This is a genomic window from Micromonospora sp. R77, from assembly GCF_022747945.1.
In the GTDB taxonomy this organism is placed as follows: Bacteria; Actinomycetota; Actinomycetes; order Mycobacteriales; family Micromonosporaceae; genus Micromonospora.
In genome coordinates this window covers 3,852,464-3,874,725 of the sequence record NZ_JALDST010000001.1, presented here as the reverse complement: position 1 = coordinate 3,874,725, position 22,262 = coordinate 3,852,464, and the positions used below count along the sequence as shown (strand labels likewise).

The window sequence follows — 22,262 nt, the reverse complement described above, 5'->3', positions numbered from 1 at the left end:
CGGGGCCCGTCGCGTACGCGGGTGGTGTCGGTCAGGCGCCGTTGTTCGGGGCGCCGTGGCAGCGCTTGTACTTACGGCCGGAGCCGCACGGGCAGGGCGCGTTGCGGGACGGACCCTCAGCGCTGCCGTCGACCTGGCCGGGAGCCGCCCGACGGGCGGTGCTCGCGGCGACCGCCTGGCCGCTCATGCCCGCCGCGGCGGGACGACGCGGGGCGGCCGGCCGGGCCGGGGCGGCGGGACGCTCCGGGGCCTCCGAGCGGCCCAGCCCGAGGGCCGGCGCCTGCTCGTCCGGACGCTCCACGGCCACCGCACCGGCACCCGCCTCACCGTCGATGGTCGGGGCGGAGTATTGCAGGCCCTGCTGCTGCGGGTGCTGGTTGAGGCCCTTGGCGCGGATCTCCACCGGCTTCTCCAGCAGCTGCACCTCCTCGGCCTCCGGCTCGGGCTCCTCGACCTGGACCTCCAGGTTGTAGAGGAAGCCGACCGTCTCCTCCTTGATGCCGTCCATCATGGTGGCGAACATGTCGAAGCCCTCGCGCTGATACTCGATCACCGGGTCGCGCTGGGCGTACGCCCGCAGGTTGATGCCCTCCTGCAGGTAGTCCATCTCGTAGAGGTGCTCACGCCACTTGCGGTCGATGACCTGGAGCAGCACCATCCGCTCGAGCTGGCGGACCGCCTCCTCGCCGAGGGTCTCCTCGCGCCGGTCGTACGCGGCGTGCGCGTCCTCCTTGAGGCGGGCGAGCAGGAAGTCCTGGTCGATGCCGGCCCGGGAGCCGACCTCCTCCTCCAACTCGTCGATGGTGATGCCCACCGGGTAGAGCTGCTTCAGGCTGGCCCAGAGCTGCTCCAGGTCCCAGTCCTCGGCGTAGCCGTCGCTGGTGGCACCCACCACGTACGCGCCGACCACGTCGTCGATCATGTTGCGGACCTGATCGGAGAGGTCCTCGCCGTTGAGCACCCGGAGACGCTCGGCGTAGATGACCTGGCGCTGCTTGTTGAGCACCTCGTCGTACTTGAGGACGTTCTTGCGGATCTCGGCGTTCTGGCCCTCGATCTGCGCCTGCGCGCTCTTGATCTGGCGGGTGACCATCTTCGACTCGATCGGCACGTCCTCGGGAATGTTGAAGCGGTCCATCACCGCCTCGACCGCACCGGCCCGGAACCGCTTCATCAGCTCGTCCTGGAGGGAGAGGTAGAAGCGGGACTCGCCCGGGTCACCCTGCCGGCCGGCCCGACCCCGCAGCTGGTTGTCGATCCGGCGGGACTCGTGCCGCTCGGTGCCCAGCACGTAGAGGCCACCGGCGGCGGCCACCTCCTCCGCCTCGACGTCGCAGGCCTGCTTCCAGGTGGGCAGGACCTCCTCCATCGCCTTGGCGTACTCCTCCGGCTGCTCGACCGGGTCCAGGCCGCGCTGGCGCAGCTCGTTCGCGGCCAGGAACTCGGCGTTGCCACCGAGCAGGATGTCCGTACCCCGGCCGGCCATGTTGGTGGCGACGGTGACCGCGCCCTTGCGCCCGGCCTGGGCGACGATCTCCGCCTCCTTGGCGTGGAACTTGGCGTTCAGCACGGAGTGCGGGATGCCGCGGCGGCGCAGCAGCGTGGAGAGGATCTCCGAGTTCTCCACCGAGACGGTGCCGACGAGCACCGGCTGGCCGGCCTGGTGCCGCTCGGCGATGTCCTCGATGACGGCGTTGAACTTGGCCTTCTCGGTCTTGTAGATGACGTCGGCCCGGTCGAGGCGGACCATCGGCCGGTGCGTCGGGATGGTCACGACGCCGACCTTGTAGACCTTGTTGAACTCGCCCGCCTCGGTCTGGGCGGTACCGGTCATGCCGGAGAGCTTCTCGTAGAGGCGGAAGTAGTTCTGCAGGGTGATGGTGGCCAGGGTCTGGTTCTCCTGCTTGATCTCCACCCCCTCCTTGGCCTCGATCGCCTGGTGCATGCCCTCGTTGTAGCGGCGACCGTGCAGGATCCGGCCGGTGAACTCGTCGACGATCAGGACCTCACCGTCGCTGACGATGTAGTCCTTGTCGCGCTTGTAGAGCTCCTTGGCCTTGATCGCGTTGTTGAGGTAGCCGACCAGCGGGGTGTTCACCGACTCGTAGAGGTTGTCGATGCCGAGCCGGTCCTCGACCTTGGCCACCCCGCGCTCGGTGATGGCGATGGTCCGCTTGGCGTGGTCGACCTCGTAGTCGCCCTCGCCGTCGGTGCCCGGCTGGAGGCGGGCCACCACGCCGGCGAACTCCTGGTACCACCGGGCGGAGTGCTCGGCGGGGCCGGAGATGATCAGCGGGGTGCGGGCCTCGTCGATGAGGATCGAGTCGACCTCGTCGACCACGGCGAAGCCGTGGCCGCGCTGGACCAACTCGTCCCGCGACCAGGCCATGTTGTCGCGCAGGTAGTCGAAGCCGAACTCGTTGTTGGTGCCGTAGGTGATGTCGCACTCGTACGCCGCGCGGTGCTCGCTGGCCGGCCGGTTCGGCAGGACCACCCCGACGGTCAGGCCGAGGAACTCGTGCACCCGACCCATCCAGGCGGCGTCGCGCTGGGCCAGGTAGTCGTTCACCGTGACCACGTGCACGCCCTTGCCGGAGAGCGCGTTGAGGTAGACCGCCATGACCGAGGTCAGGGTCTTGCCCTCACCGGTCTTCATCTCGGCGATGTTGCCGAAGTGCAGCGCCGCGCCGCCCATCACCTGGACGTCGTAGGGCCGCTGGCCGAGCACCCGGGCCGCCGCCTCGCGCACCGTGGCGAACGCCTCCGGCAGCAGGTCGTCGAGGGTCTCCCCGTCGGCGAGCCGCTCCTTGTACTGGGCGGTCAGGCCCCGCAGCTCGTCGTCGCTGAGGTTGACGTAGTCGTCCTCGATCGAGTTGACGGCGGCGGCGATGGCCTTGAGCCGACGCACCATGCGGCCCTCGCCCGCGCGAAGGACCTTTTCCAGAATCGACACGGATCAACGCTCCCCTAGACAGTCTCGAACCATCGTAGGCGCTCCGGTGCGTCGATGGTCACTGGTGGCGGCGGTCCGCCGCAGCGAAACCGACATAACGCGCGGCCCACGCACTGACCGGCGGTTATCCGGTTACGCCGTCCGCGAACGATCCGGCACGATGGCTCGGGTGGAGCCTGTGGAGATCATCGAGGACGGCCTGCTGCTGCGACCCTGGCAGGCGGAGGACGCCGACGCGGTGCACCGCGCCTGCCAGGATCCGGACATCCAGCGCTGGACCACCGTACCGCGCCCGTACCTGCCGGAACATGCCCTCGGGTACGTCACCGGGATCAGCGACCGGGCCTGGGCCGAGGGCACCGGGGCCCACTTCGCGGTCTGCGACGCGGCGAGCGGTGAGCTGCTCGCCTCCTGCGGCCTGGTCTCCGTCGACCGGGTCCGGGACTCCGCCGAGGTGGGCTACTGGACCGCCCCCTGGGCGCGCGGCCGGGGCGTCGCCGTCCGGGCCACCCGGGCGGTCGCCCGCTGGGCGTTCGAGACGCTGAAGCTGCGCCGGCTGATCTGGCAGGCGGAGATCGGCAACCACGCCTCCCGGCTGGTGGCGCTCCGGGCCGGCTTCCGGATCGAGGGCGAGCTCCGCCTCGCCGAACCGTCCACCGGTGGTCGGCCGGAGGCCTGGGTCGGCTCGCTCCTGCCGGACGAACTGGCCGCCCCGGGTGCCCCCGCCCCGGCCGGCCCGGACACGCTCGCCGCCCGCCGGGCCGCCGTCTTCGGCCGCCCGCAGCCCGTCCTCTTCGCCACCGTGGGCGCCATCGAGCTGCGGCTGCGCCCGATGGAGCAGCGGGACCTCGACGCGATCGTGACGACCTGCCGGGACGCCGACACCCTGCGGTGGACCACCGTGCCGCACCCCTACCAGCGGGCGCACGCCGAGGGCTTCCGGCGGGACATCGCCGAGGCGACCTGGGCCCGGGGCACCGGGGCGTACTTCGCCGTCGCCGACGCCGCGGACGACTACGTCGGCTCGATCGACCTGCGGATCTCCCCCGCCGACCCGCTCACGGGCATGGTCGGCTTCATGACCGCGCCGCACGCCCGCGGCCGGGGCTACATGCCCGCCGCGCTCGGGGCGCTCACCGCGTGGGGCTTCACCACGCTGGGCATGGCCCGGATCGAGTGGCGGGCGCTGGTGGGCAACACGGCGTCCCGGCGGGTCGCCGAGAAGGCCGGCTTCGCCTTCGAGGGCACCGCCCGGGACGGCCTACCCACCCGGGAGGGCCGGAGCGACGCCTGGATCGCCGCGCTGGTCGCCGGGGACCTGGCATGACGCCGGAGACCGTCGAGGCGTACGGGGTGCGGCTGCGGCTGTTCCGCCCGGGCGACACCGGGGACGTGGTGGCGGGCTGCGCCGACCCGGTCACCCGACGGTTCATCCCGGCGATGCCGCACCCGTACACCGAGCAGACCGCGCGGTGGTGGATCACCGAGGGCGCGCCGGCCGCCTGGACCGCCGGTGGCGCCGCGTACGCGATCGCCGACCCCCGGTCCGACCGGCTGCTCGGCGGCATCGGGCTGACGCTGCTCAGCGCGGTGCGCGGCCACTGGGAGCTCGGCTACTGGGTGACGCCCGCGGCGCGCGGGCGGGGCGTCGCCACGGCCGCCGCGCGGGCCCTCGCCGACGCCGCCCTCGCCGCCGGGGCCGGCCGGCTGGAACTGCTCACCCTCCTGGACAACGGCGCCAGCCAGCGGGTCGCCCTGGCCGCCGGTTTCCGGTACGAGGGCGACCGGCGCGCGGCCGGCGCACCGCAGGACGGGGTGCGGCACGACATGAGCGTCTGGGTCCGCCTCGCCGACGACCCGCCCGGCCCGGTGGCGCGGCTCCTGCCCGACCTGCCCGCCGGCCGGCTCACCGACGGCGTGGTGACCCTGCGCCGGCTCGCCCCGGACGACGCGGACGCCCTGTACCGGTTGCACACCCTGCCGGAGGTGGTGGCCAACCGGGTGCCACCGGCGCCACCGACCCGGGACTGGGCCGAGCGACGCTGTCACCTGGCGGAGCACCACTGGCTGGCCGGCCGCGCTGCCGACCTCGCGGTGCTGGACGCGACGACCGGCGGGTTCGCCGGCGGCTGCGCCCTGTTCTACGACGAGCCGTCGACCGGCCAGGCCATGCTCGGCTACAGCCTGCTCCCCGAGGCGCGCGGGCGGGGCTTCGCCAGCCGGGCGGTACGGCTCGTCACCGACTGGGCGTTCGACATCGGGCTGGCCCGGCTCTGGGCCGGCACCCGGGAGGAGAACGTGGCCTCCCGGCGGGTCTTGGAGAAGGCCGGCTTCCGGCGGGAGGGGCTGCTGCGCGGCCGGCTCCCCGGCCCGGACGGCACCCGCGTCGACTCGGTGCTGCACGCCGTGCTCGCCACGGACCGCCCGGCGGGTCCGGCGCGTTAACAGGGGGCCCCTGCTCTACCGCAGGCGTTAACAGGGGGCCCTTCCTTGCAGGTGGACACGGCCGGGGCGGCTGCGCCGCCCCGGCCCCGCGCCGCCGCTCAGGTGTCGAGCGAGATGATCCCGTAGTCGTAGGCGTGCCGCCGGTAGACCACGCTCGGCCGGCCGGATTCCTTGTCGTGGAACAGGTAGAAGTCGTGGCCGACCAGTTCCATCTGGAACAGGGCGTCGTCGACGGTCATCGGCTCGGCGGGGTGCACCTTCTCCCGCGCGATGTGCCAGGGCTGGTCGTCGTACTCGTCGAGGGGTTCGTCGGTCCGCTCCGCGAGCGCGGTGGCCGAGCCGGCGCCGTTGGTCGACACGGCGGCGGGGAGGGCGACCGGCAGGTCGGCGGTGGCGGCGGCGACGGAGAGCGGCGCGTGCCGGCCCCGGTGGACCCGGCGGCGGTCGGCGGCCCGGCGGAACCGGGTGTCGAGTTTGGCGATGGCCGCGTCCAGCGCGCTGTAGAAGTCGTTCGTGCAGGCCTCGGCCCGGATCACCGGACCCCGCGTCACGCAGGTGATTTCCACCCGCTGGCAGTGATCGGCCTGGCGTGGATTCCGCTCATGGAACAACTCGACGTCAACTCGAATGAGCTTGTGGTCGTAGCGTTCGATCTTTGCGAGTTTCTCAGCTACGTGCACCCGGTAATGGTCCGGCACTTCGACGTTACGGCCCTTGACCACGATGTCCACGTGACCTCCCTTGTTCGGACGGTCCTTCGTTCCGGTATCCCGGTCCGCACGCCCTGGGAGCTCCCCACTCGGCGTCGACCGGGTCAGTACGGCTACGCCTCCTCTCACCGCCGGGGTGGGTGGGAAAACCTCCTACCCCCGACACGAAAACGCTAACGCCTGTACGCCCGACAGTCACCCCCGGTTGTCGAGGACGCCCAGGAATTTTCACAGCTCATACACCAAGGGGTGAAACGGAAACACGAAGCGTCACCAATGGCGCCGTTTTTGCGTTGCGGCGAGCACCGCCGCGCCGAATGGCGGCATTCCCGCGGCGTGCAAGACCCGACTCATCGCCGCCAGGGTCACCCCGGTGGTGACGATGTCGTCGAGCAGCACCACGACGGTGTCCGGGCCCGGGGGACCCGCCCGGCCAGCGGTCCCCGCCGCAACCGGAACGCCGCGTCGGCGGCGGCGGCCCGGGCGGCGCTGTCCAGCGCCGTCGAGTCCGGCCAGGGCAGCGCCCGTACCGGCCGCAGCACCCGTACCGGCCAGCCGGGCTGCGCAGTCGCCCGGCCGCGTGGCCGGCCAACCGTCCGAGATGGTCGCCGTACCGGGCCCGGGCGGCCGGGGCGGTGTCCGGCACCGGCACCAGGGCCACCGGCCGCCGCTGCCCCACCGCCGCGACCACCACCTCGGCGAGCAGCGCGCCCAGCGGCCGGGCCAGCCCGTGCCGGCCCCGCTCCTTGTACGCCAGCAGCGTCTCCCGCAGCGGACCGGCGTACGGGCCGAGCGCGGTGCAGGGCGGCAGGTCGGGTGGGGCAGGTGTGGGACGGGTCGGGCCGGGACGCAGGGCCGCCAGCTCCTCGACGCACCGGGGGCAGCAGCCCCGGCGCAGGTTCCCCGACCGCGACCCGCACCCCGCGCAGTCCGCGGGCAGTACCAGATCGGTCAGGTCCGCGAAGAATCCGCCCGGCACCGGCCCCCGCCTCAGTAGAGGAACAGCGGTGCCGTCGGATTGGACGCCCGGGCCCCGGCCGTCGGCGGCGTCACCTCCAGCACCTCGTCCCGTTTGATCGTGCCGAACGGCGGGTTGCGGTACGCCACCCGGTTCGCCTCGTACATGAACGCGCTCTTGGGCTGCTGCACCACCGGGTTCGTCGGGTACGCGGTCAGGTGCGTGACCGCCGCGCCGATGTCCTGCTTGAGGGCCGTCTCCAGCGCCCCGTCCACGGTGGTCTCGTAGATCGCCGGGCGCCCCTCCGAGCCGGCGAAGACCAGCCCGTTCTCGCCGATCCAGTCGACCGCGGTCAGGCCGGCCAGCGAGGTCACCAGCCGACGGGGCTGGCCGACGGTGACCACCCCACCGTCCAGGTTCACCGCCGCCACATAGAGCGCGCCACCGACGACCAGCGCTATCCGGTGGCCGTCCAGCGAGGCGGCGACGGCCGTCACCTTGCCCGCCACCGGCAGCGAGACCGGGCTCATGGCGGCGTTGCCGTCGAAGCGGAAGAGCCGGTCGTCGGCCACCACCAGCCCGTACGGGTGCTGCGGGTCCAGCGACCGCAGCCACACCGGACGGCCGACGGACCCGTACCAGCCGCTGCCGTTGAAGACGGTGACCGGCTCCGGCCCGTAGCCGACCCGCAGTTGCTGGCGCCGGTCGGCCCGGGCCACCACCAGCGCCGCCAGGATCTCGTCGCCGGAGCGGTGCAGCGCCGCCGAGACCACGCCCCGGTTCGCCGCCGGCACCACCGGCACCGACCCGCTCGGTTCACCCTCGAAGGAGAGCGGACGGATCGACCCGTCATAGACGGCGAACCGCTCCGGGCTCCGGGTGAGCGGATAGACCGGCCGCAGCAGCCGCTCCTTCTTCAGGTCGACCGTACGCCGGCTCTGGTTCTGGATCTTCAGCTCCAGCTGCCCCTCCAGGTCCGGCAGGGACCAGGCGAGCTGGGTGGCGAGCCGGGCCAACCGGTCGTCGGTCGCGCCCGGCATGGTCAGGTTGACCTCCCACCGCCCGTCCGAGCCGGTGGCGTTGTTGATCAGGTCGGTCTTGTCGGGCAGCCGGGTGACACCCAGCGCGAGCCAGTCCGACGGCCCCCGGGTCAACCACTTCACGACCTCGCTGACCAGCCGCTCGTCGGGCACCGCCGAGGGGAGGTAGCGCTGGTCCGGGACGAGTCGGCTCTCGTCCGAGTTCCAGAAGTAGATGGTGCGCCGCTCGTAGTAGCGGCTCAGCGCGCTGTCGCTGAGCAGCAGCACGTTCGGCAGCTCGGTGATGAGCAGGCCGGAGCTTCCCGCGTCGGCGGCGGTCGCAGCCCGCAGCCGGAACCGGTACTCCGGCTCGCTCGCCGCCGGGGGCGCCAGGGTGCCGTCGGCCCGGAGCACCCCGATCTGCTGCACGGCGACCTTCACCGTGGTGGTGGTGTCGCTGTTCTGGGTGATCACCGGCCGGTCCCGGAGCCGGACCACGGTCAGCGTTATCTCGCTGGCCTGCTTCTCCCGCAGCAGGTCCCGGCTCTCCGGCGCGATGAACTGCTTGGCCCGGAAATAAGCCCGGTCCGGCTCACCGGAGGCGGCGGAGAGGTAGTTGCGGATGAACTCCTCCGGGTCGCTGCTCGCGTTCTGCGTCGGCGGCTCGGCGGGGCGACCGTTGAACGACCCGGACTCGGCCGCCGGCCCCGGCCCGTCCACCTCGACGGCGGTGTCGTGCGGGATGCCGCAGCCGGAGACCAGGAGCACTCCGCCGAGCAGGGCGGCGACCAGCCGCCGCCTCACGACTGCACCTCGGCCCGGTCGCCGTCCCCGGCCGGGTCGACGGTCAGCCCACCGGCGCTGCCCGGCCCGATGGCCAGCAGGCCACCGGTGCGGGGGCCGCCGAAGGGCAGCGCGGCGTCGGCGGGCACCAGCCGCAGCGGGGAGGTGGTGAGCCGGTCACCGGCCCGGGCCGGCAGGGTCAGCCGGAACTGGGCACCCTGCCCGGGCGCGCCCCACGCCTCCAGCCAGCCGCCGTGCAGCCGGGCGTCCTCCAGGCTGATGGAGAGGCCCAGCCCGGTGCCGCCGGTCTGCCGGGCCCGGGACGGGTCGGCCCGCCAGAACCGGTTGAAGACGAGCTTCTCCTCGCCCGGCTTGAGACCCACGCCGTGGTCCCGCACGGTGATCGCCACCGCGCTGGCGTCCATCCCGAGAGTGATCAGCACCGGCTTGGCCTCGCCGTGCTCGACCGCGTTGCCGACCAGGTTGCGCAGCACCCGCTCCACCCGGCGCGGATCCACCTCGGCGATCGCCGGGGTGGCCGGCAGGTCCAGCTCGATGGTCACCCCGACCCGCTCGGCCAGGCCGGCCAGCCGGTCGGCCACCCGGTGCACCACCGGCACCAGGTCGGTCGGCTCGGAGTCCAGCATGGCGAAACCGGCGTCGAAGCGGCTGATCTCCAGCAGGTCGGTGAGCAGCTCCTCGAACCGGTCGAGTTCGGCCTGGAGCAGCTCGGCGCTGCGCGCCACCGCCGGGTCGAACTCGTCCCGCTCGGCGAAGATCAGGTCGGCGGCCATCCGTACGGTGGTCAGCGGGGTGCGCAGCTCGTGCGACACGTCGGAGGTGAACCGGCGCTGCAACCGGGACATCTCCTCCAGCCGGAGGATCTGCCGTTGCAGGTTGGTCGCCATCTGGTTGAACGAGGCGGCGAGCAGGGCCAGGTCGTCCTCGCCGTTGACCACCATCCGCTGGTCGAGCAGGCCGGCGGAGAGGCGCTGCGCGGTCCGGGCGGCCACCCGTACCGGGGTCACCACCAGCCGGGTCACCAGGGCGGCGAGCAAGCCCAGCAGGAGCACCAGGGCGACTCCGGTGGCCACCACGGTGGCCCGGGCGTCGGCGGCGGTGGCGTCCTGCCGGGCCAGCGGGACCAGGTAGTAGAGCTCCAACTGGCCGAACCGGGTCGGCACCGGGGAGCCGTACACCAGGTATTTGGTCCGCTTGCCGGCGAGCGTGCCGGTGCGGATCTGGTGGGCGACGACGCTGCGACCGGCGACGGACGCCCGCAGTTCGGGGCTGATAAGCGGCCGGACCTGGACGTCCGGCGAGGTACGCGGGGTGATCACGCCGGTGAACCGGTCGGCCGTGATGGCCACCACCACCCCGCTGGTCTGCTGCGGGTCACCGCCGGCCAGATAGTTGACCGTGCCGTCGATGGTGTCCTGGAGCTGCGCCTCCTGCGGCTGGCCGTAGAGGCTGAACTGCTTGGCGGCGTATTCGCTGCCGCTGTGCAGCCGGGCCAGGACGTCGGTCTCGGCGTTCTCCAGCAGGATGTTCGTGATCTTGTCGGCGATCAGGTAGGCGAAGCCGCCGACCAGCATGCTGGAGGCCACCAGGGTGATGGTGACCACACGGACCTGCAACGACCGGCGCCAGGTCTGGTGCAGGCCGGCGCCGAGCCGGGCGGACCGGCCGGCCAGCGCGAGCCAGAGCGCCCGCGCGGCGTGCAGCACACGCGACGCGGGCGTCGGGGAGTCGGGGAGCGGGGAGGTCACCACAGTGGTGACCAGGCTATCCGGTGCCGGCCTTGTAGCCCACGCCCCGCACGGTCAGGATGATTTCCGGTCGCTCCGGATCCGGCTCGATCTTGGCGCGCAGCCGCTGCACGTGCACGTTGACCAGCCGGGTGTCGGCGGCGTGCCGATAGCCCCAGACCTGCTCCAGCAGCACCTCCCGGGTGAACACCTGGCGCGGCTTGCGGGCCAGCGCGACCAGCAGGTCGAACTCCAGCGGGGTGAGCTTCACCTCCTCGCCGTCCCGGCTGACGGTGTGCGCCGGCACGTCGATGGAGATCTGGTTGCCCGGGGGGCCGATGGTCAGCATCTCCGGTGCCACGTCCTCGCCCCGGCGCAGCCGGGCCCGCATCCGGGCCACCAGCTCCTTGGGCTTGAACGGCTTGACCACGTAGTCGTCGGCCCCGGACTCCAGGCCGAGCACCACGTCGACGGTGTCGCTCTTGGCGGTGAGCATGACGATCGGCACGCCCGATTCCGCCCGGATCGCGCGCGCCACGTCGATCCCGCTCATCCCGGGCAGCATCAGGTCGAGCAGGACGATGTCGGGTCGGCTGTCCCGGAACGCGGCCAGTGCCCGTTCCCCGTCGGCGACGAACGAGGGCACGAAACCCTCACTGCGCAGCACGATGCCGAGCATCTCGGCCAGCGCGGGGTCGTCGTCGACCACCAGTACCCGGGCTCTCATGGGGTTTATCGTTCCATCCCCGTTCGGTCGAAGAGGGTGTGGCGTACCACGGCACCGTACTGCGGTCGGATCTTCGCCACCACCGGGTCGGCGAGGCCGACCGGCGTGGCGTGTCACCCAGCAGCGGCCCCGGGCGGGACCGGCCGTGACCACCATGATCCCCGAGCGCGGCGTCGGCCGCCACCACCGGCCCGCCGCGCCGGCGCGCGCCGTTGCCCACCGCCGGAGATCCGGTACGCGGACAGCGCGCCCGGCCGACGCCGGGCGCCGCCCGGCCGACCCGGTCAGCCGAAGAGCGCCCGCCCCCAGTGGTCGGCGGCGTCCCGCACGCCCGGCGGGCAGGCGAAGAGGCCGCTGGAGACGTGCCGCAGGTATTCGTTCATCGCGTCGTGCCGGGACAGCTGGGTCTGGATGGGCACGAACTGCTTGCGCGGGTCCCGCTGGTAGGCGATGAAGAAGAGCCCGGCGTCGAGCCGACCCAGCCCGTCCGAGCCGTCCACGAAGTTGTAGCCCCGGCGCAGCAGCCGGGCCCCGTTGTTCAGGGTGGGGTGGGCGAGCCGGACGTGCGAGGTCTCGGCGATCACCGGCTGCCCGTCGTCGCCCTTGGCGGCGAAGTCCGGCTCGTCGAACTCGGCACGCTTGCCCAGCGGCGCGCCGCTGCCCTTGGTCCGCCCGACGATCTGCTCCTGCTCGGCGAGCGAACTGCGGTCCCAGGTCTCGATCTGCATCCGAATCTTCCGGGTGACCAGGTACGACCCGCCGGTCATCCAGTCCGGGCCGTCCCCGGGCTGGGCCCAGAGCTGCTCGCGCAGCAGCCCGGCGTCCTCGGCCTTCAGGTTGGCGGTGCCGTCCTTGAAGCCGAACAGGTTGCGCGGGGTGGCCTGGTCCCGCGACGTCGACGAGGTACGCCCGAAGCCGAGCTGCGACCAACGGACGCTGACCACGCCCATGCCGATCCGGGCCAGGTTGCGGATGGCGTGCACCGCCACCTGCGGGTCGTTGGCGCAGGCCTGGACGCAGATGTCCCCGCCGGAGAGCTCGGGCTTGAGCGCGTCCCCGGCGAAGTGCGGCAGGTCGGCCAGCGCGGCGGGGCGCTTGTCGGCGATGCCGAACCGGTCCCGGCCCTGCGCGTCGCGGAAGAGCGTGGGCCCGAAGCCGACGGTGAGGGTGAGCTGCGACGGGGGCAGCCCGAGCGCCTCGCCGGTGTCGTCCGGCGGGGCCTCCGGCATGCCGCCGACCGCGCCGATCACCCCGGCGTCCCGGCCGGTGGTCATCCGGGCGGCGGCGGCCGTCCACTCCTGCAGCAGCGCGACCAGCTTCGCCCGGTCCTTGGTGATCACGTCGAACGCGACGAAGTGCAGCCGGTCCTGGGCGGGCGTGACGATCCCGGCCTGGTGCTCACCGTGGAACGGCACCGCACCGGCGGCGGTGTCGTTCGCCGCCGCGTGGTCCGCGCTCCGCACGAGTGCGGTGGTGCCGGCGGCGACGCCGGCCACCCCGGCGACGCCGACCCCGGCGAGGGTGATGGCCCGCCGCCGGGACAGGGTGGCGGTACGGGGGGCGCCGTCCTGCTCGCTCATCAGGTCACCTCCTCCTCGGGCGGTCATCGGGCGACGACCGCGGCGACCTTGCTGATCGGCTCGGCCAGTGCGTTGATGCTGTCGGAGAGCTCCTTCAACTCGGCCTTGCTGAGCGCGGTGTGCAGCTTCCAGCCGTCACCGGCGCGGTGCTTGCCGAGGGTGGCCTCGACTCCTGCGAACTCGGTGTCGAGCTGCTTGACCAGGTCGGGCGAGCGCTGCTCCAGCGCGGGGCGGAGCGCGGCGATGGCCGCCTTGGAGCCCTCCAGGTTGGCGTTGAAGTCCCACAGGTCGGTGTGCGAGTAGCGTTCCTCCTCACCGGTGATCTTGCCGCTGGCGACCTCGTCGAGGAGCGCCTTCGCGCCGTTGGCGAGCTGGAGCGGGGTGAGCTTCTCCGCGTTGGCCTTCGCCACGATGGCCTTGACGTCGGTGAGCAGCCGGTCGGCGATCGGGCCGTCCTTGCTGATGTCGCCGGTGGTCCAGAGGTCCTTCTCGATCCGGTGGAAGCCGGTGAACTCCATCCCCTCCTCGATGACCTCCTCGCGGCCGTCGATCTTGGGGTCGAGGTCGCCGAAGCTCTCCGCGACCGGCTCGATCCGCTCCCAGTAGGTGCGGGCGACCGGATAGAGCGCCTTGGCCTTCGCCACGTCGCCGGCCTTGACCGCGGCCACGAACTCCTCGGTCTTGGTCAGCAGCGCGGCGGTCTGGCTGGTGACGTAGCGCTGGTAGCTGGCGGTGGCCTGGGACAGGGCGGCGTCGGGGGCGACGCTGGCCGCGGTCCCGGTGACCTTCAGGCCACCCCGGATGCCCCGGCCGCTCATCCCGGGCTTGCAGGCCGTCTCGTACGTCCCGGCGGGCAGTTCGACGCGGAGTTCCCGGGTCAGCCCCGGGGCGATGTTCTCCACCTCGCCCATCACCCGGTCGCCGGCGGCATAGACGTAGAACTCGTTGACCTTGCTGCCCGAGTTGGTCACCGAGAAGCTGGTCTGGCCGGCCGCGAGCTCGGTGACATCCACCTCGCAGGCGGTGTCGGTGGCCTTGACCGTGACCGCGTTGGCCTTGCCGGCCGCCTTGTCCTCGGTGTCGCCGCCGCAGGCGGTGACCCCGGTGACGGCCAGTACGCCGGTGGCGGCGAGCACGACGGAGCGGGTGGTACGCATCAGGACTGTCTCTCCTCGGCGGAAGGCGGATCAGGCGCGCTGGCGCGCGTCGGTCACCGGCGCGGCGGACGGCGCCTCGACGGTGGGGGCGGGCTCGGCCTTCGCCGGGGCGGCGGGCGTGACCTCGGTGGCGGGCCCACTCGGCGCGGCCTGGGCGGCCGGCTCGGCCGAGGCGGCGGGCTCGGCCGGGGTGGCCGGCTTGGCCGGGGTGGCCGGCTTGCGGAGGAAGAGCACGAGGACCGGCACGGCGTAGGCGACCCAGGCGACCATCTCCAGCACGCTGGGGGTGGCGGTGATGTTGAACATGCCGGCGAGCAGCGCCGCGTACCAGGTGCTGGGGTCGAGCACGGTGGAGATGTCGAACGCCAGGTTGTTCAGGCCGGGCAGCACGCCGGCCTCCTGGAAGTCGTGCACGCCGTACTTGAGGATGCCGGCGGCGACCAGGATGAGCAGCGCGCCGGTCCAGGTGAAGAAGGTGCTCAGGTTGATCTTCAGCGCGGAGCGGTAGAGCAGGAAGCCGAGCAGCACGGCGGTGGCGATCCCGCCGAGCAGCGCCAGCAGCGGGCCCCGGCCGGCACCGCCGGCCGCGCTCTGGGCGGCGGAGTAGAAGATCAGGGCGGTCTCCAGCCCCTCCCGGATCACCGCCAGGAAGGACATGCCGGCCACCGCGAGAGAGCCGACGGCGAGCGCCTCGCTGAGCTTGCCGCGCAGCTCACCGGCGATGGACCGGGCGGCCTTGCGCATCCAGAAGATCATCCAGGTGACGAAGACCACGGCCGCCACGGAGGTGACCGCCTCGAACAGTTCACGGTCCTCGGAGCGGGCGAGCAGCGAGGTGGAGGTGTACTCGATCAGCCAGCCGAAGAAGACCGACAGCACCACGGCCAGGGCGACGCCGCCCCACACCTGCGGCAGCCGGTCCCGCCGCTGCGACTTCACCAGGAAGGCGACCAGGATACTGACCACGAGGGTCGCTTCCAGGCCTTCCCGCAGGCCGATCAGGTACGTGGCGAACATCGGAACTCCGTGATCAGTTAGGTACGCCTCAGTTTACTTAGGGCAGCCATACCTTCCCTCCGATCCGGCGCGCCGTCAAGTCGTTCATGACAACGTCACCCCCGGTCCGGTGGGGCACCGGGACCCGCCGGCCTGTGGCATCATCCGGCCACCCCCGCAGACAGGACGACCGTGGCCGACGACCTCTTCACCCCCACCATCACCCCCGCCGCGTACGCCGCGGACCGCCGGCCACCCTGGCGGCCCGGGTCGCTGGTCTATCCCGCCGTCTTCGGCGGGGCGCTCCCGGCCACCGTGCTGGCCCTGGTGAACGCCCGCCGGCTCCGGCTGTCCACCGGCCCGATCCTGGCGGTCGCCGGCACCGGGGTGGCCGCCCTCGTCGCCCGGGCGCTGGTCACGGTGGCGCTCTTCGACGGCCACGCCTCAGGTCCGGCCCGGCTGGTCGGGGCGCTCTGCGGCGCGCTGGTCTGGGGGGTGGCCAACCTGACCCAGAAGAGCGCGTTCCGCACCTGGGAGATGCGCGGCGGCGAGCCGGCCTCGCTGGTGCGGGCGGGGATCGCGGCGGCGCTGGGGCTCGGCCTCGTCGAGGCGCTCCTCATCGTGGCGCTGCGGTGACCACCGCGGAGGAGCAGCTCACCCGGGTGTTCGGGCTGCTCGAGCTGAACCGGCCGGAGCAGGCGCTGCACGAGCTGGCCCGACTGCCCACGCCGCTGGCCACCGGGCGGCCGGCGTACCGGCTGCGGGCGGCCGCGCTCACTGCCCTGGACCGCTGGGACGAGGTGGCCGACGTGGCCCGGCAGGGGCTGGCCGAGGTCGGGCCGGACAGCGAACTGCTCGGCCGGCTGGGCGCCGCGCTGCGGCACCAGGGCGCCCTCGCACCCGCCGAGCGGGCCCTGCTCGACGCGCTGGCCCTCGACCCGCAGGACCCGTGGCTGCTCTGCCAGTACGCCGACCTCTGCGTCACCGTCGGGCAGATCGACAAGGGCGGCCGACTGCTCGGCCGGGCGGCCGAACTGGCCCCCGACGACCCGGCCGTCCACGCCGGCCGGGTGCAGCTCGCGTACGCCCGGGGTGACGACCGGACGGCCGAGCGACTGGCCCGGGAGTTCCTCGGTCGCCACCCGGACCACCCGTCGGCGCTGGCCGTGCACGGTGGTCTCGCGGCGCAGCGCGGCCGGATCGGGGCCGCCCACCGGTCCTTCCGCCAGGCGGTGGCGCACGACCCGGAGGACCCCGACTACGCCGAGGCGGCCTGGGAGACCCGGGTGTACGCCCACCCGCTGCTGCTCCCGCTGCGCCCGCTCTACCGGCTGGGCATCCGGCTGTGGCTGATCGCGGTGGGCAGCATCGCCCTGCTCAACCTGCTCGGGCTGCCCGTCGTCGCGTTCGCCGTGGCGATCACCTGGCTGGTCTACTGCGTCTGGTCCTGGATCGCCCCGCCCCTGGTCCGCCGCCTGGTACGCGGCCGGTGGCGGTCGTGACGACCGTACGGGGACTGCTGCCCTGGCTCGGCGTGCTGGCGCTGGTCATGCTGCTCAGCGCGTTGCGGATGCGCCCGCTGGCCACCGCGGTCTCGCTCGCCTGGTTGGCCTGGTGTGTCTGGACCTGGGTCCGACCGACCCGCCGCCCGCCGGGCTGAGCCGCCGCGGCTCCCGCTCGGAACCGGCAGGACCCGAGGGTCGGCCGGGAAAGCCGGAACCGGGCCGGCCGCGCGTGCGGCCGACCCGGTTCCGGAGGGGTCGATCAGTACCGGTAGTGCTCCGGCTTGAACGGGCCCTCCTGGGCGACGCCCAGGTAGGCGGCCTGCTCCTTGGTGAGGGTGCTCAGCTTGGCGCCGAGCGCCGCCAGGTGCAGCCGGGCGACCTTCTCGTCCAGGTGCTTCGGCAGCACGTAGACGCCGATCGGGTACTCCTCGGTCTTGGTGAAGAGCTCGATCTGGGCGATCGTCTGGTTGGCGAACGAGTTCGACATGACGAAGCTCGGGTGGCCGGTGGCGTTGCCCAGGTTCAGCAGGCGACCCTCCGACAGCACGATGATCGCGTGCCCGTCGGCGAACTTCCAGAGGTCGACCTGCGGCTTGATGTTGATCCGCTCGACATCGGAGCGCTTGGCCAGGCCGGCCATGTCGATCTCGTTGTCGAAGTGGCCGATGTTGCCGACGATGGCCTGGTGCTTCATCCGGGCCATGTGCTCGTTGGTGATGACGTCGAAGCAGCCGGTGGCGGTGATGAAGATGTCCGCCTGCTCGACCACGTCGTCCAGGGTGGCGACCTGGTAGCCGTCCATCGCCGCCTGGAGGGCGCAGATCGGGTCGACCTCGGTCACCACGACCCGGGCGCCCTGGCCGCGCAGCGACTCGGCGCAGCCCTTGCCCACGTCGCCGTAGCCGAGGACGACCGCCATCTTGCCGCCGATCAGCACGTCGGTGGCCCGGTTGATGCCGTCGATGAGCGAGTGGCGGCAGCCGTACTTGTTGTCGAACTTGCTCTTGGTCACCGAGTCGTTGACGTTGATCGCCGGGAAGAGCAGGGTGCCGGCGCGGTGCATCTCGTAGAGGCGGTGCACACCGGTGGTGGTCTCCTCGGTCACGCCCTTGATGCCGGCCGCGATCCGGGTCCAGCGCTGGCCGTCCTCGGCGAGGCTGCGGTGCAGCACCTGGAGGATGACCGCGTACTCCTCGGAGTCGGCGGACTCGACCGGCGGGACGACCCCGGCCTTCTCGAACTCGACGCCCTTGTGGACGAGCAGGGTGGCGTCACCGCCGTCGTCGAGGATCATGTTGGGGCCCTGGCCGTCGGGCCAGGCGAGCACCTGCTCGGTGCACCACCAGTACTCCTCGAGGCTCTCGCCCTTCCAGGCGTAGACCGGGACGCCGGCCGGGGCCTCGGGGGTGCCGTCCGGGCCGACCACGATCGCGGCGGCGGCGTGGTCCTGGGTGGAGAAGATGTTGCAGGACGCCCAGCGGACCTGCGCGCCGAGCGCGACCAGGGTCTCGATCAGGACGGCGGTCTGGATGGTCATGTGCAGCGAGCCGGTGATCCGGGCGCCGGCCAGCGGCTGCGCCTCGGCGAACTCACGCCGGATCGCCATCAGGCCCGGCATCTCGTGCTCGGCGAGCTGGATCTCCTTGCGCCCGAACTCGGCGAGCGACAGATCCGCCACCTTGTAGTCGCCCTCGGCGAGGGTGCTCGGGCGGACCTCGGACGACGCGCCGCTCGGGGCGGCCGGGAGGGTGCTGGTCATGGAAGCTCCTGTCGAACGGGTGAGGTGCGCAGCCTTCCACCTTACGCGCGGGAGGCGGCCGGACCCCGCCCGGCCGCAGCAGCCCTAGGGAAGTACCGGTTGGACAGCGCACGGGGCGGTCAGCGGTGAACGGACTTTCCGCCCACCTGCCGGCCGCCCCGTGCATCCCCCCGGTTTGGATCCCCGCACGTCACCGGACCTTCGTCGCGACAACGCTGCGTACTCATAGAGTCACACTGAGCGAGCGAAGCGTCAAGCAATTTCGGGAAAGTCGGACTTGTTCGGCGCGGGCGTCAGGGCAGGCCGCACGTCGCGACGTACGCCTCACCCGCACCGCCGAGCACCAGCGGCCCGCCGGCCGCGGTCCCCACCGCCGCCTGGCCCGGTCCGAGGGTGACCGTGCCCACCCCGTCGTCGACGGCCAGCTCGCCGGCCCGGCACAGCACCACCCGCGGGCCCGGCAGCGCCAGCCGCACCCCCGGCGTGCCCGCCTCCACCGTCACCCGGTGCAGCGCGAAGTCGTCCACCGGCACCGGCCAGTTCACCACCCCCGGCGCCACCGTGACCGGCGCGACGACCGGCTGGTCCAGCACCTCGAAGCGGAGCACCCGCAGCAGCTCCGCCACGTCCACCCGTTTCGGGGTCAGCCCGCCGCGCAGCACGTTGTCGCTGGCCGCCATGATCTCCACGCCGGTGCCCCGCAGATAGGCGTGCAGGTTGCCGGCCGGCATCCAGATCGCCTCCCCGGGAGCCAGCCACACGTGGTGCAGCAGCAGCGCCACCAGCACCCCCGGGTCGGCCGGGTAGTCCTTCGCCAGCGCCCGGGCCAGCGCGGCGTCGGGGCCGTCGGCCGCCGCCGCGAGCACGGCCGCCACCAGCCCGGCACGCTCCGACTCCGGCCAGCTCAACAGCAGGCGTACGGCCTCCCGCAGTCCCGCCGGCCCGGTCCGCAACGCGGCCACCACCGGCGCCAACTCGGGTACGCCGAACGCCTCGATGGCCGCCGCCGACTCCACCGGACCACGGAACCCGCACAGCGCCTCGAACGGCGAGAGCGCGACCAGCAGCTCCGGCTTGTGGTACGGGTCGACGTAGTTCACCCGCCCGTCGTCGCGCCCCACGTCGGCGGCGTGCCCCGCCCGGGCCTGCTCCGCGTCGGGATGCGCCTGCAGGCTCAGCGGGGCGTCGGCGGCCAACACCTTCAACAGGAACGGCAGCCGGGTGCCGAACCGGCCCACCAGCCGCTCGCCCAGCCAGTGCGCCGGCTCGGCGATCAGCAGGTCGGTCAGGCTCACCGGCGTACCGTCCCGGTCCACCGTGGCCGGGGCACCCGGATGGGCGCCCAGCCACAGCTCGGCCTCCGGGCCGTCGCTCGGCACCGGGCGCCCCTGCAACTCGGCGATCGCCGAGCGGGACCCCCACGCGTAGTCGCGGATTCGGCCGTTCAGCAGTTCCACGCTCAACTCCCGGGATGCACGGCCTCTTCGTCGGCCTGAGGCTGCGGCACCGCGGTGTGCGAGGCGGCCCCGGTGCCGGCCCGCTCCGCGGCTGCGCTGTAGATGTCCGGCTCCAGGTAGATCACCCGGGCGATCGGCACGGCGGTCCGGATGCGGGCCTCCACGGCGTTGATGCCCTTGGCCAGCTTCTCGGCGGTGTCGCAGGCGGGCACCGCGATCTTCGCGGCCACCAGCAGCTCCTCCGGGCCCAGGTAGAGCGTCTTCATGTGGATGATCCGCTCGACCTCCGGGCCGTCGGCCACGGCCCGCTCGATCTTCGCCAGCTCCTTCGGGTCCGCACCCTCCCCCAGCAGCAGGCTCTTCGTCTCGATCGCCAGCACGCCCGCGATGACGACCAGCAGGACACCGATCATCGCGGTGCCGGCCGCGTCCCACAGGCCGTTGCCGGTCAGCAGCGTCATCCCGACGCCGAAGAGCGCGAAGACCAGACCGATGAGCGCGCCGAAGTCCTCCAGCAGCACCACCGGCAGCTCCGGCGCCTTCGCCCGACGGATGAACCGCACCCAGGACTGGTTGCCCCGGATCTGGTTGGACTCGTGGATCGCGGTCCGGAACGAGAAGCCCTCCATCCCGATCGCGGCGACCAGCACCAGCACCGGCACCCACTGCCAGCTCTCGATCGGGTGCGGGTCGGCCGCCTTGTGGTACGCCTCGTAGAGCGCGAACAGGCCACCGAGGCTGAACAGCACGATCGCCACGATGAACGCGTAGATGTAGCGCTCCCGGCCGTACCCGAAGGGGTGTTGCGGGGTGGCCTCCCGCTTGGACCGCCGACCGCCGAGCAGCAGCAGCCCCTGGTTGCCGGAGTCCGCCACCGAGTGGATCGACTCGGCCAGCATCGACGAGGAGCCGGTGAGCAGGAACGCGATGAACTTGGTGACGGCGATGCCGATGTTGGCCAGCAGGGCGGCGACGATCGCCTTGGTCCCGCCGTTCGCGCTCATGCGCCCCGTCCGATGCCGCACGTGGTCACTGGTTCGACAGCTCCTTCATTTCGGTGATGGCCGGGACCGCCATCGGGTCCAGGCCGTGGGCCAGCGCGAGATAGATCGAGGCGAAGTCCGGCACCGCCATCAGCGAGGCGAGCCGCTCCAGCGCGGAGCCACCCTCGGCGGTGACCACGTCGCAGCGCACGCCCCGCCGCTCGGCGAGGGTCTGCACGGCGTCGGCCCGGCGCTCCTCCACCGCGAGCGGCTCGTCGGTGTCGTCCTCGGCGTTGAGCCCGCCGTCGCGCAGCAGCACCAGCCGCAGCCGGGTGGCGTCGCTGTCACTGACGTCCGGGTCGGCGAAGATGTCCCGCTCCCCCTCGGCCAGCCCACCGAAGACCCCGTCGAGCAGGCCGACGCGGCCCCGGCCGGCCTCGCCGAGCGCCCCGGTGACCACCGGGTAGCGGGCGTTGGCCGACAGGGTGTCACCGAACCGGCGGGCGGCGACGGTGGCCAGCGGCGACGATCCCCAGACGATCGGGATCGAGCCGGCCAGGCCCAGGGCCAGGGACTTCGCCGGGTTGACGAAGGACTCGGCGGTCGGGCGGCACCGGTCGGCGTCCGCGTCCAGCCGGGCCGCCGTCTCGGCCAGGTCCGCCTCGTTGACCTTCACCAGCCCGAGCGTACGGGCAGCCAGCAGGACCGGCACGGTGAGCGCCCAGAGGCTGGCCCGGGCCGGGGCCCGCCGGGGCACCGGGATGAACGGCGCCCGGGCGCGCTCGGCCACCGACTGGAGCTGCGAGTCGGGGGCACCGACGGCGACCAGCCGGGCACCGCGGCGGTGCGCCGCCTCGGCGGCGCTCAGCGCCTCGGGGCTGCGACCGGAGGCGCTGACCGCGATGACCACGTCCGCCGCGCCGACCCAGCCGGGCACGCCGGCGCTGCGGTGCGGGATGACCGGCACCGGGCAGCGCGGCCCGGCGATGGTGGCCAGCACGTCACCGGTACGCCCCGCGGTGCCGATACCGGCGATGACGACCGCCCGGGGGCGACCGTCGTCCTCCAGCAGCGACAGGTTGGCCTCGGCGGTCAGCGCCGCCGACTCCCGCACCTGGGCACCCGCCGAGGCGGTGAAGCGGAGCATGCCACCCGGGTCGTGCTCGGCGAGCGCGTCCGGGTTGTCGAGCAGCGACTCGTCGGCGTGCCGGTGCCCGCTGACCCCGGCCGTTCCCTCCATCACCGCTGCTGCGCGGGTCCGCCGCGCGCCTCGTCCAGCAGGAGCACCGGCACGTCGTCGCGGACCTCGAAGATCCGGCCGCACTCGGTGCAGGTGAGCGTCTGCGCCTCGGCGTCGTAGTCGAGCGGGGCGTGATGCGTGTCCGGACAGGCGAGAATCTCGAGCAACTGCGGGTCGAGGGCCACGGCGTGGGCTCCTTCCACGTATGCGGTCTCACCGGGCGGCGGTGCCGTCCGGCGCAC

General features: G+C 72.8%; 18 protein-coding genes and 1 pseudogene. 5 read left to right on the top strand and 14 right to left on the bottom strand.

Features of this window, described 5'->3' with window-relative positions:
* Positions 1 to 31: 31 nt before the first annotated feature.
* A complete protein-coding gene (secA, locus tag MRQ36_RS18180) occupies positions 32 to 2,953 on the bottom strand; it encodes a preprotein translocase subunit SecA (RefSeq protein ID WP_242797075.1) in 2,922 nt (973 codons plus the stop codon).
* Positions 2,954 to 3,113: 160 nt separating this feature from the next.
* On the opposite strand from secA, the gene MRQ36_RS18175 reads away from it, so the two are divergent.
* Together MRQ36_RS18175 and MRQ36_RS18170 are read left to right on the top strand one after the other, a co-directional pair.
* Entirely contained in the window at positions 3,114 to 4,280 is a 1,167-nt protein-coding gene (locus MRQ36_RS18175; RefSeq protein WP_242797073.1) for a GNAT family N-acetyltransferase, read from the top strand.
* Entirely contained in the window at positions 4,277 to 5,398 is a 1,122-nt protein-coding gene (locus tag MRQ36_RS18170) for a GNAT family N-acetyltransferase (RefSeq protein WP_242797071.1), read from the top strand. The genes MRQ36_RS18175 and MRQ36_RS18170 overlap by 4 nt, the downstream gene beginning before the upstream one ends.
* A gap of 98 nt (positions 5,399 to 5,496) precedes the next feature.
* Here the strand turns inward: MRQ36_RS18170 and hpf are convergent, their stop codons facing one another.
* The 8 genes and pseudogenes from hpf to efeU all read right to left on the bottom strand — a co-directional run bounded on the left by hpf (position 5,497) and on the right by efeU (position 15,097).
* On the bottom strand, positions 5,497 to 6,129 hold the full coding sequence (gene hpf, locus MRQ36_RS18165) for a ribosome hibernation-promoting factor, HPF/YfiA family (RefSeq protein WP_242797069.1): 633 nt from the start codon (positions 6,127 to 6,129) through the stop codon (positions 5,497 to 5,499).
* Between the two features lie 249 nt (positions 6,130 to 6,378).
* Positions 6,379 to 7,087 (bottom strand): annotated as a pseudogene (locus tag MRQ36_RS18160) (ComF family protein).
* An 11-nt stretch (positions 7,088 to 7,098) separates the two neighbouring features.
* Positions 7,099 to 8,889, bottom strand: a complete 1,791-nt coding sequence (locus MRQ36_RS18155) for an LpqB family beta-propeller domain-containing protein (RefSeq protein ID WP_242797067.1) — start codon at positions 8,887 to 8,889, stop codon at positions 7,099 to 7,101.
* A complete protein-coding gene (gene mtrB, locus MRQ36_RS18150) occupies positions 8,886 to 10,562 on the bottom strand; it encodes an MtrAB system histidine kinase MtrB (protein WP_242801204.1) in 1,677 nt (558 codons plus the stop codon). Before mtrB ends, MRQ36_RS18155 begins: the two co-directional genes overlap by 4 nt.
* Positions 10,563 to 10,653: 91 nt before the next feature.
* Entirely contained in the window at positions 10,654 to 11,343 is a 690-nt protein-coding gene (mtrA, locus tag MRQ36_RS18145) for an MtrAB system response regulator MtrA (RefSeq protein WP_242797065.1), read from the bottom strand.
* A gap of 284 nt (positions 11,344 to 11,627) precedes the next feature.
* On the bottom strand, positions 11,628 to 12,923 hold the full coding sequence (gene efeB / locus MRQ36_RS18140) for an iron uptake transporter deferrochelatase/peroxidase subunit (protein ID WP_308194880.1): 1,296 nt from the start codon (positions 12,921 to 12,923) through the stop codon (positions 11,628 to 11,630).
* Positions 12,924 to 12,946: 23 nt separating this feature from the next.
* Positions 12,947 to 14,080 (bottom strand): iron uptake system protein EfeO, encoded by a 1,134-nt coding sequence (efeO, locus tag MRQ36_RS18135; protein ID WP_242797061.1) that lies wholly within the window; start codon positions 14,078 to 14,080, stop codon positions 12,947 to 12,949.
* 30 nt (positions 14,081 to 14,110) lie between these two features.
* Positions 14,111 to 15,097 (bottom strand): iron uptake transporter permease EfeU, encoded by a 987-nt coding sequence (gene efeU / locus MRQ36_RS18130; protein ID WP_308194879.1) that lies wholly within the window; start codon positions 15,095 to 15,097, stop codon positions 14,111 to 14,113.
* Between the two features lie 171 nt (positions 15,098 to 15,268).
* Between efeU and MRQ36_RS33955 the strand changes: the two genes are divergently transcribed.
* The 3 genes from MRQ36_RS33955 to MRQ36_RS18115 are packed head-to-tail and all read left to right on the top strand — an operon-like array spanning position 15,269 to position 16,736.
* On the top strand, positions 15,269 to 15,712 hold the full coding sequence (locus tag MRQ36_RS33955) for a hypothetical protein (protein WP_242797060.1): 444 nt from the start codon (positions 15,269 to 15,271) through the stop codon (positions 15,710 to 15,712).
* The gene (locus MRQ36_RS33950; RefSeq protein WP_242797059.1) at positions 15,709 to 16,578 is read left to right on the top strand and encodes a tetratricopeptide repeat protein; all 870 of its coding nucleotides are present in this window, start codon (positions 15,709 to 15,711) and stop codon (positions 16,576 to 16,578) included. Before MRQ36_RS33955 ends, MRQ36_RS33950 begins: the two co-directional genes overlap by 4 nt.
* Positions 16,575 to 16,736 (top strand): hypothetical protein, encoded by a 162-nt coding sequence (locus MRQ36_RS18115; protein ID WP_242797058.1) that lies wholly within the window; start codon positions 16,575 to 16,577, stop codon positions 16,734 to 16,736. Before MRQ36_RS33950 ends, MRQ36_RS18115 begins: the two co-directional genes overlap by 4 nt.
* A 104-nt stretch (positions 16,737 to 16,840) precedes the next feature.
* Here the strand turns inward: MRQ36_RS18115 and ahcY are convergent, their stop codons facing one another.
* The 5 genes from ahcY to MRQ36_RS18090 form a co-directional block, all read right to left on the bottom strand.
* On the bottom strand, positions 16,841 to 18,340 hold the full coding sequence (gene ahcY, locus MRQ36_RS18110) for an adenosylhomocysteinase (protein ID WP_242797057.1): 1,500 nt from the start codon (positions 18,338 to 18,340) through the stop codon (positions 16,841 to 16,843).
* Positions 18,341 to 18,633: 293 nt separating this feature from the next.
* Complete coding sequence (gene manA, locus MRQ36_RS18105; protein WP_242797056.1) at positions 18,634 to 19,797, bottom strand: mannose-6-phosphate isomerase, class I; 1,164 nt, start codon at positions 19,795 to 19,797, stop codon at positions 18,634 to 18,636.
* A gap of 2 nt (positions 19,798 to 19,799) precedes the next feature.
* Entirely contained in the window at positions 19,800 to 20,801 is a 1,002-nt protein-coding gene (locus MRQ36_RS18100) for a cation diffusion facilitator family transporter (protein WP_242797055.1), read from the bottom strand.
* A 25-nt stretch (positions 20,802 to 20,826) separates the two neighbouring features.
* Positions 20,827 to 22,023: an SIS domain-containing protein gene (locus MRQ36_RS18095; RefSeq protein ID WP_242797053.1), complete on the bottom strand. Its 1,197-nt coding sequence runs from the start codon at positions 22,021 to 22,023 to the stop codon at positions 20,827 to 20,829.
* Positions 22,020 to 22,205: a Trm112 family protein gene (locus MRQ36_RS18090; protein ID WP_242797051.1), complete on the bottom strand. Its 186-nt coding sequence runs from the start codon at positions 22,203 to 22,205 to the stop codon at positions 22,020 to 22,022. The genes MRQ36_RS18095 and MRQ36_RS18090 overlap by 4 nt, the downstream gene beginning before the upstream one ends.
* Between the last annotated feature and the right edge of the window lie 57 nt (positions 22,206 to 22,262).